The 16525-nt window shown below is 73.3% G+C and carries 12 protein-coding genes; 4 read left to right on the top strand and 8 right to left on the bottom strand.

The window, feature by feature from the left end; translation table 11 throughout:
- Positions 1–314 precede the first annotated feature (314 nt).
- The 3 genes from ligA to ACIQUQ_RS01900 are packed head-to-tail and all read right to left on the bottom strand — an operon-like array spanning position 315 to position 4202.
- On the bottom strand, positions 315–2501 hold the full coding sequence (ligA, locus tag ACIQUQ_RS01910) for an NAD-dependent DNA ligase LigA (RefSeq protein ID WP_403970052.1): 2187 nt from the start codon (positions 2499–2501) through the stop codon (positions 315–317).
- A 22-nt stretch (positions 2502–2523) separates the two neighbouring features.
- Positions 2524–3516: a methionine synthase gene (locus ACIQUQ_RS01905; protein ID WP_403970050.1), complete on the bottom strand. Its 993-nt coding sequence runs from the start codon at positions 3514–3516 to the stop codon at positions 2524–2526.
- On the bottom strand, positions 3513–4202 hold the full coding sequence (locus tag ACIQUQ_RS01900; protein ID WP_403970047.1) for an SDR family oxidoreductase: 690 nt from the start codon (positions 4200–4202) through the stop codon (positions 3513–3515). Before ACIQUQ_RS01900 ends, ACIQUQ_RS01905 begins: the two co-directional genes overlap by 4 nt.
- Before the next feature lie 133 nt (positions 4203–4335).
- Here ACIQUQ_RS01900 and ACIQUQ_RS01895 point away from each other — a divergent pair, with 133 nt between their 5' ends.
- A complete protein-coding gene (locus ACIQUQ_RS01895) occupies positions 4336–5784 on the top strand; it encodes an FG-GAP-like repeat-containing protein (protein WP_403970044.1) in 1449 nt (482 codons plus the stop codon).
- A gap of 81 nt (positions 5785–5865) precedes the next feature.
- Here ACIQUQ_RS01895 and ACIQUQ_RS01890 read toward each other — a convergent pair whose 3' ends face one another.
- Positions 5866–9246, bottom strand: a complete 3381-nt coding sequence (locus ACIQUQ_RS01890; RefSeq protein WP_403970041.1) for a S8 family peptidase — start codon at positions 9244–9246, stop codon at positions 5866–5868.
- A 187-nt stretch (positions 9247–9433) separates the two neighbouring features.
- Between ACIQUQ_RS01890 and ACIQUQ_RS01885 the strand changes: the two genes are divergently transcribed.
- Positions 9434–10342, top strand: coding sequence for a TIGR04222 domain-containing membrane protein (locus ACIQUQ_RS01885; RefSeq protein ID WP_403970039.1), 909 nt, complete (start codon positions 9434–9436; stop codon positions 10340–10342).
- A 93-nt stretch (positions 10343–10435) separates the two neighbouring features.
- On the opposite strand, the gene ACIQUQ_RS01880 is transcribed toward ACIQUQ_RS01885, so the two are convergent.
- Complete coding sequence (locus ACIQUQ_RS01880) at positions 10436–11419, bottom strand: GlxA family transcriptional regulator (RefSeq protein ID WP_403970036.1); 984 nt, start codon at positions 11417–11419, stop codon at positions 10436–10438.
- A 125-nt stretch (positions 11420–11544) separates the two neighbouring features.
- Between ACIQUQ_RS01880 and ACIQUQ_RS01875 the strand changes: the two genes are divergently transcribed.
- Complete coding sequence (locus ACIQUQ_RS01875) at positions 11545–12468, top strand: NADP-dependent oxidoreductase (protein ID WP_403970034.1); 924 nt, start codon at positions 11545–11547, stop codon at positions 12466–12468.
- A gap of 9 nt (positions 12469–12477) precedes the next feature.
- On the opposite strand, the gene mnmA is transcribed toward ACIQUQ_RS01875, so the two are convergent.
- Entirely contained in the window at positions 12478–13605 is a 1128-nt protein-coding gene (gene mnmA / locus ACIQUQ_RS01870) for a tRNA 2-thiouridine(34) synthase MnmA (RefSeq protein WP_403970031.1), read from the bottom strand.
- A 66-nt stretch (positions 13606–13671) separates the two neighbouring features.
- Between mnmA and ACIQUQ_RS01865 the strand changes: the two genes are divergently transcribed.
- A complete protein-coding gene (locus ACIQUQ_RS01865; protein ID WP_403970028.1) occupies positions 13672–14328 on the top strand; it encodes an N-acetylmuramoyl-L-alanine amidase in 657 nt (218 codons plus the stop codon).
- Between the two features lie 54 nt (positions 14329–14382).
- On the opposite strand, the gene ACIQUQ_RS01860 is transcribed toward ACIQUQ_RS01865, so the two are convergent.
- Both ACIQUQ_RS01860 and ACIQUQ_RS01855 read right to left on the bottom strand, forming a co-directional pair.
- Positions 14383–15546: a cysteine desulfurase family protein gene (locus ACIQUQ_RS01860; protein ID WP_403970025.1), complete on the bottom strand. Its 1164-nt coding sequence runs from the start codon at positions 15544–15546 to the stop codon at positions 14383–14385.
- Between the two features lie 112 nt (positions 15547–15658).
- Positions 15659–16516 (bottom strand): thioesterase family protein, encoded by an 858-nt coding sequence (locus ACIQUQ_RS01855; protein WP_403970022.1) that lies wholly within the window; start codon positions 16514–16516, stop codon positions 15659–15661.
- Positions 16517–16525: the final 9 nt, after the last annotated feature.

Genomic DNA, 16525 nt, shown 5'->3' with positions numbered 1-16525 from the left:
GGGGGCACCTCCCAGCGGTGGCTGGGGGATGCCCCGATGTCATGCCATCACGGCTGGAATTGCACCACGCAGCCGTGCACGACAGGCGCACCCCTCAACAGTAGGCCGCAGGAAGCTCCCAGGGGCAGCGGTCGGCGGCGGTTGCCCGAATGCGCCCCAGCCATCCTCATCAGTACGGTATCCGCCGAACGGGTGAGATTGGACCAGGACCCCCCTGTCACCCATCCGATGATCCGACAGGCCACCGCGGGCTGACTACCCCTCGCCTTCCTCCTGTTCCCCTCTTTACCTACCCCGCTCCTCCGCGCTTCTCCCTATTCCCCCTCAACCGGAAGAGCCGCCTCGCGCGCGGCGTCGGCGCCCTGCTCCAGAAGGATGGCGAAGCCCGCCTCGTCGAGCACCGGGACCTTCACCTGCATCGCCTTCTCGTACTTCGAGCCGGGGTTCTCGCCGACCACCACGAAGGAGGTCTTCTTCGAGACGGAGCCGGTCACCTTGGCCCCGCGGCTCTGCAGCGCCTCCTTGGCGCCGTCCCGCGTGTACGAGGCCAGGGTGCCCGTCACGACCACCGTGAGGCCCTCCAGCGGGCGGGGACCCTGGTCCTCGCCGGCGCCCTCGTCCTCCATCCGGACGCCGGCGGCGCGCCACTTCCGCAGGATCTCGCGGTGCCACTCCTCCTCGAACCACTGCTTGAGCGAGGCGGCGATGGTGGGACCCACGCCCTCGACGGCCGCCAGCTCCTCCTCGCCCGCCTGCTCGATGCGCTCGATCGACCGGAACTCGCGGGCCAGCGCCTCGGCGGCCACCGGGCCGACGTGACGGATGGACAGGCCGGTGAGGATCCGGGCCAGCGGGCGCTCCTTGGCGGCCTGGATGTTGGCCAGCATCGCCAGGGTGTTGGTCTTGGGCTCGCCCTTCTGGTTGGCGAAGAAGGTGACCACCTTCTCCTCGCCGGTCTTCGGGTCGCGCTTGGGCAGCCCGGTGTCCGGGTCGAGCACGTACGACTTGATGGGCAGCAGCTGTTCGACCGTCAGGTCGAACAGGTCGCCCTCGTCGCGCAGCGGCGGTTCCGAGGGCTCCAGCGGCTGGGTGAGGGCCACGGCCGCCACGTACCCGAAGTTCTCGATGTCCAGGCACTTCCGCCCGGCGAGGTAGAACAGACGTTCGCGCAGCTGGGCGGGGCAGGAGCGGGAGTTCGGGCAGCGAAGGTCGATGTCCCCCTCCTTCATCGGCCGCAGCTCCGTCTCGCACTCCGGGCACCGGGCCGGCATCACGAACTCCCGCTCGGTGCCGTCCCTCAGGTCGGTGACCGGCCCGAGGATCTCGGGGATCACGTCACCGGCCTTGCGCAGCACCACCGTGTCGCCGATGAGCACGCCCTTGGCCTTGACCACGTCCTGGTTGTGCAGGGTGGCGAACTCCACCTCGGAGCCGGCCACGGTCACCGGCTCGACCACGGCGTACGGCGTGACGCGCCCGGTCCGGCCGACGCCGACCCGGATGTCGACCAGCTTGGTGTTGACCTCCTCCGGCGGGTACTTCCAGGCGATGGCCCAGCGCGGGGCGCGCGAGGTGGTGCCCAGGCGGCCCTGCAACGGGATCTCGTCGAGCTTGACGACCACTCCGTCGATCTCGTGCTCGACCGAGTGGCGGTTCTCCCCGAAGTAGGCGATGAACTCGCGCACTTCGGCGAGCGAGCCCACGACCTTGTTGTGCCGGGCGGTGGGCAGGCCCCACTCGTGCAGCAGCTCGTACGCGTGCGACAGGCAGTCGATCTCGAAGCCGTCGCGCGCGCCGATGCCGTGCACCACCATGTGCAGCGGGCGGGTGGCGGTGACCTTGGGGTCCTTCTGGCGCAGCGAACCGGCCGCCGCGTTGCGCGGGTTGGCGAAGGGCTTGTCGCCGGCCTCGACCAGCCGGGCGTTGAGCTCCTCGAACTTCTCCATCGGGAAGTAGACCTCGCCGCGGATCTCGACCACGGCCGGGATCCGGTCGCCCTTGAGGCGGTCCGGGATCTCGGCGATGGTCCGCACGTTCGGCGTGATGTCCTCGCCCGTGCGGCCGTCGCCGCGGGTGGCCGCGCGGGTCAGCCGCCCGTGCTCGTACGTGAGGTTCACGGCGAGGCCGTCGACCTTGAGCTCGCAGAGGTAGTGGTAGTCGGGGGTGCCGACGTCCCGCGCGACCCGCTCGGCCCAGGCGGACAGCTCCTCGTCGTCGAAGGCGTTGTCCAGGGAGAGCATCCGCTCGCGGTGCTCGACCGCGGTGAACTCCGTCTCGTACGCCCCCGCCACCTTCTGCGTCGGCGAGTCGGGCGTGCGCAGCTCGGGGTACTGCTCCTCCAGGGCCTCCAGGGACCGCAGCAGCCGGTCGAACTCGGCGTCGCTGACGACCGGCTGGTCCTTCACGTAGTACCGGAAGCGGTGCTCCTCGACCTGCTCGGCCAGCAGCTGGTGCTGCTCGCGCACCTCCGCCGGTACCGTGTCCTGCTGTTCGGCTGCCATGCCCCTGGTCCTCCCGTTTCGATCACTCAGGGTTGTCGGCGAGGGATCTCGCCGCCCTGACGCAGTGCGCCATGGCCGCGCGGGCGTAAGCGGGCGAAGCGCCCGCGAGACCGCACGAGGGAGTGACCACGACGGACTCCGCCAGAGTCCCCGGTGCCAGCCCCAGCCTGCGCCAAAGCTTCCTGACCCCCATGACGCTACCGGCAGGGTCCGACAACGCGGTGTCCGTGCCCGGCACCACTCCGGCGAAGAGTTTCGTGCCGCCTTCCACGGCCTCGCCGATGGCGTCGTCCTCGCGCTCCGTGAGCAGGGAGAAATCGAACGACACGCCCGTGGCGCCGGCCCGCCGCAGCAGCGCGAAGGGCACGCCGGGCGCGCAGGAGTGCACGACCGACTCTCCCCCGTGCACGGCGAAGAGGTCGCGCAGGGCGCCCTCGACGGCCTGGCGGTCCACGGCCCGGTACGTGCGGTAGCCGCTGGCCGTCTTCACCTGCCCGCGCAGTACGGCCGTCAGCGAGGGCTCGTCGAACTGGAGCACGATCTCGGCGCCCGGCACCCGCCTGCGCAGGTCGGCCAGGTGGTTCCGCAGCCCCTCGGCCAGGGACCCGGCGAGGTCCCGGCAGGCGCCGGCGTCCTGGAGCAGGGCCTCGCCGGTGCGCAGTTCCAGGGCGGCGGCGAGCGTCCACGGACCCACGGCCTGGACCTTGAGCTTCCCCTCGTACCCCTGGGTGAACTCCTCCAGCGCGTCGAGGTCCTCGCCGAGCCAGGACCTGGCCCGCTTGGTGTCGCGGCCGGGCCGGTCGCTGACCCGCCAGCCGCTGGGCTCCACGTGCGCGTACATGTCGACCAGCAGCCCGAGGGAGCGGCCGATCATGTCGGCGCCGGGCCCGCGGGCGGGCAGCTCGGGCAGGTACACGAACTCCTCGAAGCTGCCGGTGACGGTCTTCGCGGCCTCGCGCGCGTCGCCGCCGGGCAGCGAGCCGACGCCGGTGGCGCCTCCCCCGTACCCGGTCATCGGCCGGGCCGCACGGAGAGGTCGTTGACCTCGGCGTCGCGCGGGAGGTCGATCGCCATCAGGATGGTGGTCGCCACGGACTCGGGGTCGATCCAGCGGGCGGGGTCGTACTCCTTGCCCTCCTGCGAGTGCACCTTGGCCTGCATCGGGCTGGCGGTGCGGCCGGGGTAGACGGAGGTGACCCGGATCCCGTTGGCCTTCTCCTCCTGGCGGAGCGAGTCGGCGAGGGCCTTCAGGCCGTGCTTGGAGGCGGCGTACGCGCTCCAGTCGGCGTGGGCGTTGAGCCCGGCGCCGGAGTTCACGAAGACCACCTGGCCCTGGGAGGCGCGCAGCGTGGGCAGCAGCAGCCGGGTGACCTCCGCGGGGGCGATCAGGTTGACGTTGAGCTGCTGGTGCCAGGTCTTGGGGCGGAGCTCGGCGACCGGGCCGAGGTCGACGATGCCGGCGACGTGCAGCAGGGAGTCGAGGCGGTCCGGCAGCGCCTGGTGGGAGAAGGCCCAGGAGAGCCGGTCCGGGTCGGCGAGGTCGCCGACGAGGGCGCGGGAGCCGGGGTAGCGGGCGGTGAGCTCCTTGCCGCGGGCGGCGTCGCGGGCGAGCAGCACGAGGTCGTCGCCGCGCTCGTGGAGCCGGCGCGCGACGCACGCGCCGATGCCCGAGCCGGCACCGGTGATCAGGTGAGTAGCCATACCGGACATGCTCGCATTCGGGGGCCGCGCCTCGTACGCGTGTACCGGACCCGGTGGGTCCGGTGGGGCGGGAGTGGCTTAAAGTCCGTGGGCCCGCTCCGCGGGGGCGGGAGCACGGCTCAGGGGAGGAATCATGCGGATGCGCCGGGAATGGGCGGCACTGGCGGTCGCGGTGGCGGCGGTGGCCGGGTCGGTGGTGGCGGCGGGGCCGGCGAGCGCGGCCAGTGCGTCGGGGGTGCACAAGGCCGATTTCAACGGGGACGGGTACAACGACCTGGTCATCAGTGCCCCCGCGGCCACGGTCGGCGCCAAGTCAGGCGCGGGCTACGTGGCCGTCGTGCCGGGCGGCGCGAACGGTCCGGTCACGGCCCAGCGCAAGGTGATCAGCCAGGCCACGGAGGGCGTGCCCGGCGATCCGGGGAACGAGGACTGGTTCGGCTACTCGCTCGCGACCGGCGACTTCAACGCCGACGGCTTCTCCGACCTGGCGGTGGGCGCTCCGTACGACCGGACGGGCACGGTGGCCCTCAACCAGGCCCCGGGCTCGGTGACCGTGCTCTACGGCAGCCCCGCGGGCCTGGTGAAGGCGGCGCGGATCATGGGCACGGCCAAGCAGCTGGGCCTCGCGGTCACCGCGGCCGACATGGACGGCAACGGTCGCCCGGAGGTCGTCGCCAGCGAGTACCGGCTCTACCCGGAGGGCGGTCTGCGCCGCTTCACCGTGGCCCGGGGCGGCACCTCCCTGACCCGGACAGCCGACTACACCACCTTCGGCGTGTACGGGCTGGCGGCCGGCGACGTGGACGGCGACGGGCGCGACGAGGTGGTGGCGCAGTACACGAGCACGGGCGGCTTGCAGGATGTCGGTGTCTTCCACGGCGGGAAGCTGGCCGACAACTCGGCCTGGTGGCCCGAGTCGCCCGGCGAGGGCGGCGCCGACGCAGCCGTCGGCGACATCGACAAGGACGGGAAGGCCGACATCGTCATCGGCCGCCCGAAGGCCCCGTGGTACGCGCCCGGCGGCGACGTGGCGATCTGGAAGGGCCGCACCGGGGGCATCGCCGACGAGCCCGACCGGGTCATCACCCAGGCCACCGCCGGTGTGCCCGGGACCGCGGAGGACGGCGACGGCTTCGGCACCTCCGTCGCGCTGGGCGACCTCGACGGCGACGGCCACCTCGACCTGGCCGTCGGGGCCGGGCGGGAGGACAACGGCACCGCGGTGGACGGCGGTTCGGTCACAGTGCTGCGCGGCAGCGCGACCGGGATCGTCACCGCGACCGGCGGTGTGGTGCTGACCCAGAACTCCACGGGCGTCCCGGGCACCACCGAGGCGCGGGACCAGTTCGGCTCGGCCGTGTCACTGATGGACTTCACCAAGGACGGGAAGGCCGAGCTGACGGTGTCCTCACACGGCGAGGACAACGGCGCCGCCGAGTGGCCCTACTACGGCGACGGCGTCGTCAACGTGCTGCGCGGCACGGCCACCGGGGTCGGCACGACCGGCGGGCTGTCCCTCAGGGCGGCCACCTTCGGGTCCACCCCCGGCGGCAGCCCCTTCGGCTGGGCGATCGGCCGCTAGTGGCAGCACCGGAAACGAGGCGGTGGCCCGCCGGAGCGTCGAGACGCTCCGGCGGGCCACCGTCATTCCGCGGGTGGGGACTTACCGGGTGGTGTACGCCCGGAAGACCTTCACCTCGGCGGTGTTGCCCTGCTTGTCGGTGACGACGGCTCGCAGCGAGACCGCCTTGCCCTTCGCCGGGTTCTTGACGCTGACCGCGCCGTCCTTGACGGTCAGCTTCTTCCAGGTGGTGCCGTTGTCGAAGCTGACGTACACGGCCAGGGACTTGAGGTTCGAGCCCTTGGCGCTGCCCTGGACGGTGACCGGCACCCGGAGGGTGCGGCCGGCCGGGGCGGTGCTGTCGGACGCCAGCCCGGGGGTGAAGCGGACCACCGAGGCGGGCAGCTTGGTGAACTCCGCGGTCTTCTTGGACCGGAAGGTCCAGGAGGCCTCGACCCTGCTGGTGGTGCGGGCGATGGCCTGGCCGCGGTCCAGCGTGGTGGTCAGGCGGTAGTCCGCGCTGCCGGCCGGCAGCTCGAACGGCTCCGCGTAGCCGAACGGCGTCTTGGTGCGGAAGATCTCCTTGCCGTCGCGCAGCAGGACCGTGGAGCCCTTGGTGAACGCGGTGTCGCCCTGGTGGCCGGCGCCGTCGGTCAGCAGCGGGACGTAGCCGAACAGCTGGTTGCCGTCGCGGTAGATGCCGGTCTCGTCGCTGACGCTCGGGCCGAAGACGCCGGTGTTGAAGGTCTCGCGGTAGGTCTTGCCCGCCTTGAAGGCCTTCGGCGTGCCGAACCAGCCGCCCTCGCGGATCGGGAAGCCCTGCTCGTCACGGCCGCCCAGCTGGTCGAAGTCGACCTCCCACTTGACGTCGCCGATGACGGCGAGGCGCAGGGTGGCGGTCGCCGGCAGGCGGCGCGGGATGGAGATGGAGGTAGAGCCGGAGCCGCCGGGCAGCATGCCGAAGGCGCTGAGCGCGCCCTGCTTGCCGGGCAGCGAGGTGCCCTGGGCGACCTTCACCGTGGCGAGCTCGGAGGCCTTGACGTGCCGGGTGAAGCCGTCGGCCAGGCGCTTGACCTTGCCGCCGACCGTCATGTGGTACTCGGTCGTCGGGCCCTCGGTCCAGTGGGAGTCCCAGGTCTGGACGACCGTGGTGCCCGCGGGGACGGCACCGCCGCGGTGGGCGGTGCGGAAGCCCTTGTAGGAGTCGAGCCACCAGCCGAAGCCCCAGCCGGAGTCGGCGTTGGAGACCTCGAAGCTGGGTGCGGCGAACTCGCTGGTCGCGACGGCGGACGGGACGGTGATGTCGACCGGCTTCGTGGTGCGGGCGTCGATCGTGACGGTGCCGTTCTTCCCGACCTTCAGGACGGGCTGGGCGACCCAGCTGACGCCCTTCGTGAAGTCGCGCGGGTCGTGCACGAAGGAGCTGCTGAGGATGTAGTCGCCCTTGGGCAGGCGGACCTTGGAGGTGCCCGAGGGGTCGAACAGGTTCAGGAACTGGTCCTGCGCGAGGCCCGAGGTGCCGGCCAGCATGGTGTTGAAGTCCGTGGACGGCTTGCCGTCGCGCCCGACGTGCTTGAACTTCACGTCGTACGACTCGACTTCGCGGTCCACGGCCGCGGCAGTGCGCACGGTGGTGCCGCCGCCGGTCGCGACGACGTACGCGGAGTACGAGCCGTCCAGGGCGCCGCCGATCCGCGTGTCCGCGGTGAGGTCGACGGAGGCGGTGCCGCCCGCCGGGACGGTGACCTGCTGGGCACCGAGGGCGAAGAAGCCCGCGGGGGCCGGCTTGCCGTCGGGGCCGGTCGCGTCGGCCTTCAGGGCGAGGGTGACGGCCTGGGTGCCGAGGTTGCGGTACGTGACCTTCTTGGTGACCGGCTTGTCGTCGGTGTGGGGCCACAGCTGGCGGCCGAAGCTCACCGACACGGGCTCGGCGATCACGTTCTGCTTGATGGCGCTGCCGACGGCGATGCGGCCGCTGCCCTGCTGGAAGGGGTTGTACTTGCCGGGCTTGGTGGAGGCGGTCAGCACGCCCTTGAGCTCGGTGCCCTTCCACTCCGGGTGCTGCTGCTTGAGCAGCGCGGCGGCGCCCGCGACGTGCGGGGTCGCCATGGAGGTGCCGGAGATGGTCAGGTAGCCCTTGGGGTTCTGGCCGACCTCCTTGTCGATGACGCTGCCGGGCGCGGCGGCCGCGGTGATGTCGACGCCGGGGGCGGTGACGTCCGGCTTGACCGCTCCGTCGCCGACGCGGGGGCCCTGGCTGGAGAAGCCGGCCAGGCGGTCCTTGTCGTCGACGGCGCCGACGGTGAGCGCGGCGTCCGCGCTGCCCGGGGAGCCGACGCTGGACGGGGCGCCGTCGTTGCCGGCCGCGATGGCGAACAGGATGCCCTTGTCGGCGCTGAGCTTGTTGACGGCCGCTTCGAGCGGGTCGATGCCGGGCTGGTCGGTGCCGCCGAGGCTGAGGTTGACAACGTCGGCGCCCTGCGCGGCCGCCCACTCCATGCCGGCGAGGATGCCGGAGTCGTCGCCGTAGCCGCTGTCGTCGAGGACCTTGCCGTTGAGCAGCTTGGCGCCGGGCGCGACGCCCTTGAACTTGCCGGCGGAGCCGGCGCCGGTGCCGGCCGCGATGGAGGCGACGTGCGTGCCGTGGCCGAAGCGGTCCCCCGCGTCGGCGGCGGCGGTGAAGTTCTTCTCCGCGACGACCTGTCCGGCGAGGTCGGAGTGGGTGGCGTCGACACCGGTGTCGAGCACCGCGATCTTGACGCCCTTGCCGTCGTATCCGGCGGCCCAGGCGGTCGGGGCGCCGATCTGGCGGGTGCTCTTGTCGAGGCTTGCCTTGCGGACGCCGTCGAGCCACACCTTGGCGATGCCGGAGGCGGTGGTGCGGTACGCGGTCCCGGCCTGCGGGTCGGTCAGGGCCTCCCAGACGGCGGCGGCGCCGCGCTGCGGGGCCGTGACGGCCTCGGCGTTGAGGGAGGTGAAGGTACGGCGCACCTCGCTGCCGGGGGCCTGGCGGAGCTCGCCCTTGGGCGCCGGAGCGGTGCCGTTGTACTGGACGATCAGCCGGATGCCGGCGCGGCGGGCGGCCTGGTACTCGGGGCGGCTCAGCTCGGTGACGTCGAAGAGCCGGGCGTCCAGCTTCCCGCTGTCGATCAGGCGCTGGGCGTCGTACGGCACGACGCGGACGTGACCGTTCACGCGCTGCACCGAAACCGGCACGTGCTCGCGGCCCTTGGCGCGCTCTATGCCGACCGGCTTGCCCTTGGCGTCGACGACGACCTTGTCGCCGGTGAGCAGCGCGATGCGGGTGGCCGCCTGGACGGGAGCGCCGCCCGGGGCGGCGAGGTCCCCGGCCCCGGCCGGCACTGCGGCGGCCGGGGTGGTCAGCCCCGCCGCGAGTGCCACGGTGGCGGCGGCGGCCACGAAGGCCGCTCCCGCCCGGTTGAGTTGACTGCGCACGTCATCCCCCCTGGATGATGAGGTCATCTCACGGGGGAACGGAATGGCCCCCCGGCATACGCAGTATGTGCGTAAGCGATCAGATTGCTCAACAGAGTGGCCTGATTAGGCGGTTGGGACGACTGAGGTGACACCACTCTGACGCGATCGTCTTGTTTGGACCGTCCGATGCGGGGCGACAATCGAGGTGAAGCGCCAGTAACGGGGGGTACTTGTGTGGATCACCTATTTCTCCGTCGCCGTCGTCCTGCAGACCGTCCTGTGCGTCCGGCACCTCAGGGCGTACCGGCGGCTCCACCCGCGGCCGGCCCGGCCGCGTCCTGAAAGCCCTCCGACCGTCTACGAGTTCGCCTACCTGAAGGGCGGGCCGTCCCGGGTCGCGGAGACGGCGATCGGGGCCCTGTTCCTGACCGGCCGGGTGACCGTGACGGCCCCCCGCTGGCTGGAGATCGCGAGCGATCCGAGGCCCGGCGACCCGGTGCAGTGCGCGGCCGTCGACAGCCGCGGCACGAGCGGCCCGACCGGCCGGGCCGGCCGGGCACTCCACGGGGTGACCGGGGACGTCGCCGGGTCGGCGGCGGTGGCCGCGGTGGCCGACCGGCTGGTGGCCCAGGGGCTGGCACAGGACCAGAAGGCCCTCCCGGCGGCCAGGAACACGGCCGGCCTGCACGCCGCGGCGCTGGTGGGCACCGCGCTGCTGGGCATCGCCGCCGTCACCCACGAGGCGGTGTCACGGCGCCCCGCGGTGCTCCCCGCGGTGGCCTTCACGACACTGCTGGTGGCGGGGATCGTCGTGGCGGCCATGAGCGCGCCCCTGCGGGGCAGCTTCGCCACGCACCGGGGCCGGCTGTGGCTGCAGCGGTACGGGCTCCACACGGTCACGCCGGACCCGGGGATGGTGCGCGTCAGCACGGACGTGCTGTCCCTGGCCGCGGTGGCGATGGCAGGCCTCCTGATGATGCAGGGCCTTTCGGCGCTGTTCGCTTCCGAGATGCCGGTGGCGCACACCTCGGCCGCCGCGGACGGCTCGTCCGGTGGCGGCGGGGGCGGCTGCGGGGGCGGGGACGGCGGCGGGGGCTGCGGGAGCGGCTGCGGAGGCGGCTGCGGGGGCTGCGGCGGCTGACCCGCCTGGCGCGCGCCGCTGCATACGGGGCCTCCGTGCCCGGCCGGTACGAGCCGCCGCGCGCCCGGCCCGGCCGGTGCGCGCCCGCTCCGCTCAGACCCCCACCGCCTCCCTGGCCTGGAAGGTGCGCCGGTAGGCGATCGGCGAGACCCCGAAGGCCGCCCGCATGTGCTGCCGCAGGGAGTTGCCCGAGCCGAAGCCGGACCGGTGCGCCACGAGGTCGACCGGGAGGTCGCTGGTCTCCAGCAGCTGGCGGGCCAGTTCCAGCCGCTGGGCGGTGAGCCACTGCACCGGCGTCATGCCCACCTCGTCGCGGAACCGGCGGGTGAAGGTGCGCAGGCTCATCCCGGCCTCCGCGGCCAGCTCGGCGAGGGTCAGCGGCGTGTCCAGCCGGTCCATGGCCCAGGCGCGGGCCGCGGAGGTGGTGGCCACGGTCGGCTCGGGCACCGGCCGCTCGATGTACTGGGCCTGTCCGCCGTCGCGCCAGGGCGGCACCACGCAGAGCCGGGCGGTGAGGTTGGCGACGGCGCTGCCGTGGTCGTGGCGGATCAGGTGCAGGCAGAGGTCCACGCCCGCGGCCACCCCGGCGGAGGTCAGCAGGTCGCCGTCGTCGACGAAGAGCACGTCCTCGTCCAGTTTCACGCGCGGGAAGGCCCGCCGGAACCTCTCGGCGTCCACCCAGTGCGTGGTGGCGGGCCGCCCGTCCAGCAGCCCGGCGGCCGCCAGCACGTGCGAGCCGGTGCAGATGGACACCAGCCGGGTGCCGGGCCTGATCCGGTCCAGTGCCGCGCGCAGGTGCTCCGGCAGTGGCGCGCCCTCCAGCAGCTCGTCCATGGCGTGGGTGGGCGGGACGATCACGGTGTCGGCGGTCTCCAGGGCCTCGGGCCCGGCCGAGACGCCGACGGTGAAGCCCGCGTCACTGGTGACCGGCTGCCCGTCCGCGGTGCACACGACCACCTCGTACAGCTTGCGGCCGCCCGGTCCGTAGGCGTTGCCGAAGACCCGGGACGGGATCCCGAGCTCGAAGGGCGGCACGCCCTCCAGGGCGAGGACGGCGACGCGGTGCTTGGTCTCCATGGCCAGATTCTGTCACATCATGGCTATTCGGCCACCACCGCACGGGTCCCCGCCGCCCCATGCTGAAGTCACGCCGCCGGACGAGCGGCCCCCCGACCAGGGTCTTTCTTTCCAAGGAGCAAGCAATGCGCGCAGTCGTCGTCAGCCAGTGGGGCGGTCCCGAGGTGCTCACCGAGGTCGAGCTGGCCAAGCCCGAGCCCGGCCTGGGCGAGGTCCTCGTCCGGGTCCACGCCGCCGGCGTCAACCCGGTCGACTGGAAGACCCGGGCCTCCGGCGCCCTGATCGCCTGGGGCGAGACCCCGATGATCGGCTGGGACGTCTCCGGCACGGTCGAGGCCGTGGGACCGGGCGTGACCCTCTTCCAGCCGGGCGACGAGGTCTTCGGCATGCCGCGCTTCCCCTCCCAGGCGGGCGGTTACGCCGAGTACGTCACGGCCCCGGCACGGCAGTTCGCCCGCAAGCCCGCCTCCCTCACCCACCAGCAGGCCGCCGCGCTGCCGCTGGCCGCCCTGACCGCCTGGCAGGCGCTGAACGACACCGCGGGGCTGCGGTCCGGCCAGCGGGTGCTGGTGCACGCCGCCGCCGGCGGTGTGGGCCACTTCGCGGTCCAGATCGCCAAGGCCCTGGGCGCGTACGTGATCGGCACGGCCAGCGCCGGCAAGCACGATTTCGTACGCTCCCTCGGCGCCGACGAGGTGGTCGACTACCGCAGCACCGCCTTCGAGGAGGCCGTGGCGGACGTCGACGTGGTGATCGACTCGATCGGCGGCGACTACGGCACCCGTTCGCTGGAGGTCCTCAAGCCCGGCGGCACGCTGATCACCCTCAACGGCCCGGACGACATCCCGGCCGGCGCCGAGGGCTTCCGTACCGGCTGGACCCTCGTCGAGCCCGACTTCGCGGGCCTGCAGGCCATCGCCGCGATGGCCGAGGAGGGCAGCCTGCGCCCGGAGATCGACACCGTCCTGCCGCTCGCGGAGGCCGCGAAGGCCCACGAGATCGGCGAGCGCGGCCGCACCACCGGCAAGATCGTCCTGTCGGTGGTGTGAGCCCCCGGCTCAGACGCCCGCGGTGGCCCTGGTCGTGGCGGCGATGGTCGCGGAGCCGACCACGCGCGTGCCGTCGTACAGCACGATGGCCTGGCCCGGGGCCACGCCGCGGACCGGCTCGGTGAACCGCACCCGCAGCTCCCCGTCCACGACCTCGGCGAAGACCTCGGTCTCGCCGCCGTGGGCGCGCAGCTGCGCGGTGTACGTGCCGGGGGCGGCCTCGCGGGCACCGCACCAGCGCGGCTTGATCGCCGTCAGGGCGGAGACGTCCAGGGACTCCTTCGGCCCGACGGTGACCGTGTTGTCCACCGGGGAGATGTCCAGGACGTAGCGCGGCTTGCCGTCCGGGGCCGGGTGCCCGATCCGCAGGCCCTTGCGCTGGCCGATGGTGAAGCCGTACGCGCCGTCGTGGGTGCCGACCTTCTCGCCGGACTCGTCGACGATGTCGCCCTCGGCCTTCCCCAGGCGCTTCGCGAGGAAGCCCTGGGTGTCGCCGTCGGCGATGAAGCAGATGTCGTGGCTGTCGGGCTTCTTGGCCACGGCCAGGCCCCGGCGCTCGGCCTCCGCGCGGATCTCGCCCTTGGTGGTGACCGTGTCGCCCAGCGGGAAGAGGGCGTGGGCCAGCTGCTTCTCGTCCAGCACGCCGAGGACGTACGACTGGTCCTTGGCCATGTCGGAGGCGCGGTGCAGCTCACGGCTGCCGTCGGGCAGCTCGACGATGGTGGCGTAGTGGCCGGTGCACACCGCGTCGAAGCCGAGGGCGAGCGCCTTGTCGAGCAGCGCGGCGAACTTGATCTTCTCGTTGCAGCGCAGGCAGGGGTTGGGGGTGCGGCCGGCCTCGTACTCCGCGACGAAGTCCTCGACCACGTCCTCGCGGAAGCGCTCGGCCAGGTCCCAGCAGTAGAAGGGGATGCCGATCACGTCCGCGGCGCGGCGGGCGTCGCGGGAGTCCTCGATCGTGCAGCAGCCGCGGGCCCCGGTCCTGAAGGACTGCGGGTTCGCGGAGAGTGCGAGGTGGACACCGGTCACGTCGTGGCCCGCCTCGACGGCGCGGGCGGCGGCGACGGCGGAGTCCACGCCGCCGGACATGGCGGCGAGTACACGGAGGGGACGGCGCGGCTGCGGGTTCTGAGTCATAGCACCCACCAGAGTACGGGGGGAACCGGATCCGGAGCACGGGCGTTCTTCTTCCCCGAGGGGGTGGTGCGGGTGGCGCGCAAGAAGCGCGGACCGGCGCGCAGGGCGTTGCTCGTCACGGCCCTGGGCGTGCTGGTGGGGGCCGGCGTGGCCGGGCGTGACGAGATCTCCCGCGGTTACTGGCTGCTCCCGGGGGTGTCCAAGCCCCGCAAGGAGGGCGAGCTGGACCACAAGGGGGCGGGCTGGACGGCCGCCTCCCCCGCGAACTGGCGGATGGCGGACCGGCCGGCCGACTACCCCGTGGACCGGATCGTGGTGCATGTCACGCAGGGCGGCTTCGAGGGCTCGGTCAGCGCGTTCCGCAATCCGTGGCACAAGGCGTCGGCGCACTACATCGTGCGCGGGGACGGGCACGTCGAGCAGATGGTGCGCGAGCTGGACGTGGCCTTCCACGCCAACAACCGCTCGGTGAACGAGCGCAGCGTGGGCATCGAGCACGTGGGCTTCGTCGACCGGCCCAAGGACTTCACACCGGCGATGTACGCGGCCTCCGCGCGCCTGGCGGCCGACATCTGCGCGCGCTACGACTTCCCGGCGGACCGCCGCCACATCATCGGCCACAACGAGGTGCCGGGCGCCGACCACACGGACCCGGGCCCCCACTGGGACTGGGACCGCTACATCAGGCTGGTCCGGGCCGAGCTGAAGCGGCGCGGACGCTGAGCCGCCGCGCCGCCCGGGACGGGTGCGCCGGCCCGGGCCGGCCGGGCGGCCGCGTCAGCTGAGGCCGGCCGTGCGGGCGCGGGCCACCGCCGGGCCGATCGCTGCGGCGAGGGCCGCCACGTCCTCCTTGGTGGAGGTGTGGCCCAGCGAGAAGCGGAGCGTGCCGCGGGCCAGGTCCGGCGGGGTGCCGGTGGCCAGCAGGACGTGGCTGGGCTGGGCGACGCCCGCCGTGCAGGCGGAGCCGGTGGAGCACTCGATGCCCTGGGCGTCGAGCAGGAGCAGCAGGGAGTCGCCCTCGCAGCCGGGGAAGCTGAAGTGGGCGTTGGCCGGCAGCCGGTCGGCCGGGTCGCCGCTCAGCACCGCGTCGGGCACGGCGGCCAGCACGGCCGCGACGAGCTCGTCCCGCAGGGCGCCGATCTCGGCAGCGAAGTGCGCGCGGCGTTCGGCGGCGAGCCGGGCGGCCACCGCGAAGGCGGCGATGGCGGGTACGTCGAGGGTGCCGGAGCGGACGTGCCGCTCCTGGCCGCCGCCGTGCAGGACGGGTACGGGCGTCTGGTCGCGGCCCAGCAGCAGTGCGCCGATGCCGTAGGGGCCGCCGATCTTGTGGCCGCTGACGGTCAGCGCGGCGAGCCCCGACGCGGCGAAGTCCACGTCCAGCTGCCCGAAGGCCTGGACCGCGTCGGAGTGCATCGGTACGCCGAACTCGCGCGCCACCGCTGCCAGTTCGGCGATCGGCAGCACGGTGCCGATCTCGTTGTTGGCCCACATCACGGTGGCCAGGGCCACGTCGTCCGGGTCGCGCTCGATGGCCTCGCGCAGGGCTTCGGGGTGCACCCGGCCGTACCGGTCGACGGGCAGGTACTCCACGCGGGCGCCCTCGTGCTCGCCGAGCCAGTGCACCGCGTCCAGCACCGCGTGGTGCTCGACCGGGCTGGTCAGCACGCGGGTGCGGGCGGGGTCCGCGTCGCGGCGGGCCCAGTACAGGCCCTTGACCGCGAGGTTGTCGGCCTCGGTGCCGCCTGCGGTGAAGACGACCTCGCTGGGCCGTGCCCCGAGCGCCTCCGCCAGGGCCTCGCGGGCCTCCTCGACGGTGCGGCGGGCTCTGCGGCCCGCCGCGTGGAGGGAGGAGGCGTTGCCGGTGACGGTGAACTGGGCGGTCATCGCCTCGGCGGCCTCCGGGAGCATCGGAGTGGTCGCGGCGTGGTCGAGGTAGGCCATGGTTCCCCGATTCTACGAGGGCCCGGCGGCCGCCTTGACCCCGGTGCGCGGCGTACGGGCGGGACGACGGTACGCCGGTCCGCCGAACGCCGCGCCGGGCCCCGGCCCTGCCTCAGCCGCGCGGGGCGCGGGCCAGCTGCCGCGACTGCGCCACCAGGCGGTCCGTACTGTCCCAGACCTCGGCATCCTCCTCCAGGAACCCACCGGCCATGTTCCGCGTCGTGATCGAGACCCGGAGCGGACCGGGCGCGGGGCGGCACCGGATGTGGGTGGTGAGCTCGACGGTGGGCGCCCACCCGATCAGGCCGAGGTCGAAGGCGGTGGGCGGCAGCGCGTCCACGGCCAGCAGCAGGGAGAGCGGGTCGGCGTCGCGGCCGTCGGCCAGGCCGAACCAGGCCCGCATCTCGCCCTTGCCCGACGGGGCGCCCAGGGCCCAGCCCGCGGTGGCCGGATCCAGCCGGAGCGCGAGCCGGTCGACGATGGCGGAGCTGCCGGGGATCGGGGCCGGGCCCATCTCGGGGCCGAGGCAGTGCTCGTACGGGGGCATGGCCGGCGGCTTCGCGCTGGTGCGGACGTCGTCGGGGAGCGCGCCGAGGTCGCCGTAGGAGGCGAGGACGCGGATGCGCTCGACCTCGGCGCCGGTCTCGTCGTACTGGAAGAGGGAGGCCTGGCCGGTGGAGAGGGTGTTGCCGGTGCGGACCTGCTGGGTGCGGATCACGGCGGGGCCGGGGACCGAGGAGGTGAGGTAGTGCGCCGAGACCGTGACGGGGTCGCGGTGCGGGAGGGCCTCGGAGAGCGCCCGCCCCACCAGGGCCAGCAGGTAGCCGCCGTTGACGGCGCTGATGATGGTCCACCCGGCGGAGAGTTCCGCGTCGAAGACGCCCGGTTCGGCCGCGCCGCGGGGCGTGAGCCGGGTGTCCCGGTCGAACTCGCTGTCGCCGATCGTTGCCTGAGCTGCTGCCTGTGCCATACATCCAGC

Source organism: Streptomyces sp. NPDC101118 (genome assembly GCF_044759445.1).
Classification (GTDB): Bacteria; Actinomycetota; Actinomycetes; order Streptomycetales; family Streptomycetaceae; genus Streptomyces.
The sequence above is the reverse complement of the archived record's forward strand: the minus strand, read 5'-3'. Positions and strand labels throughout refer to the sequence as shown.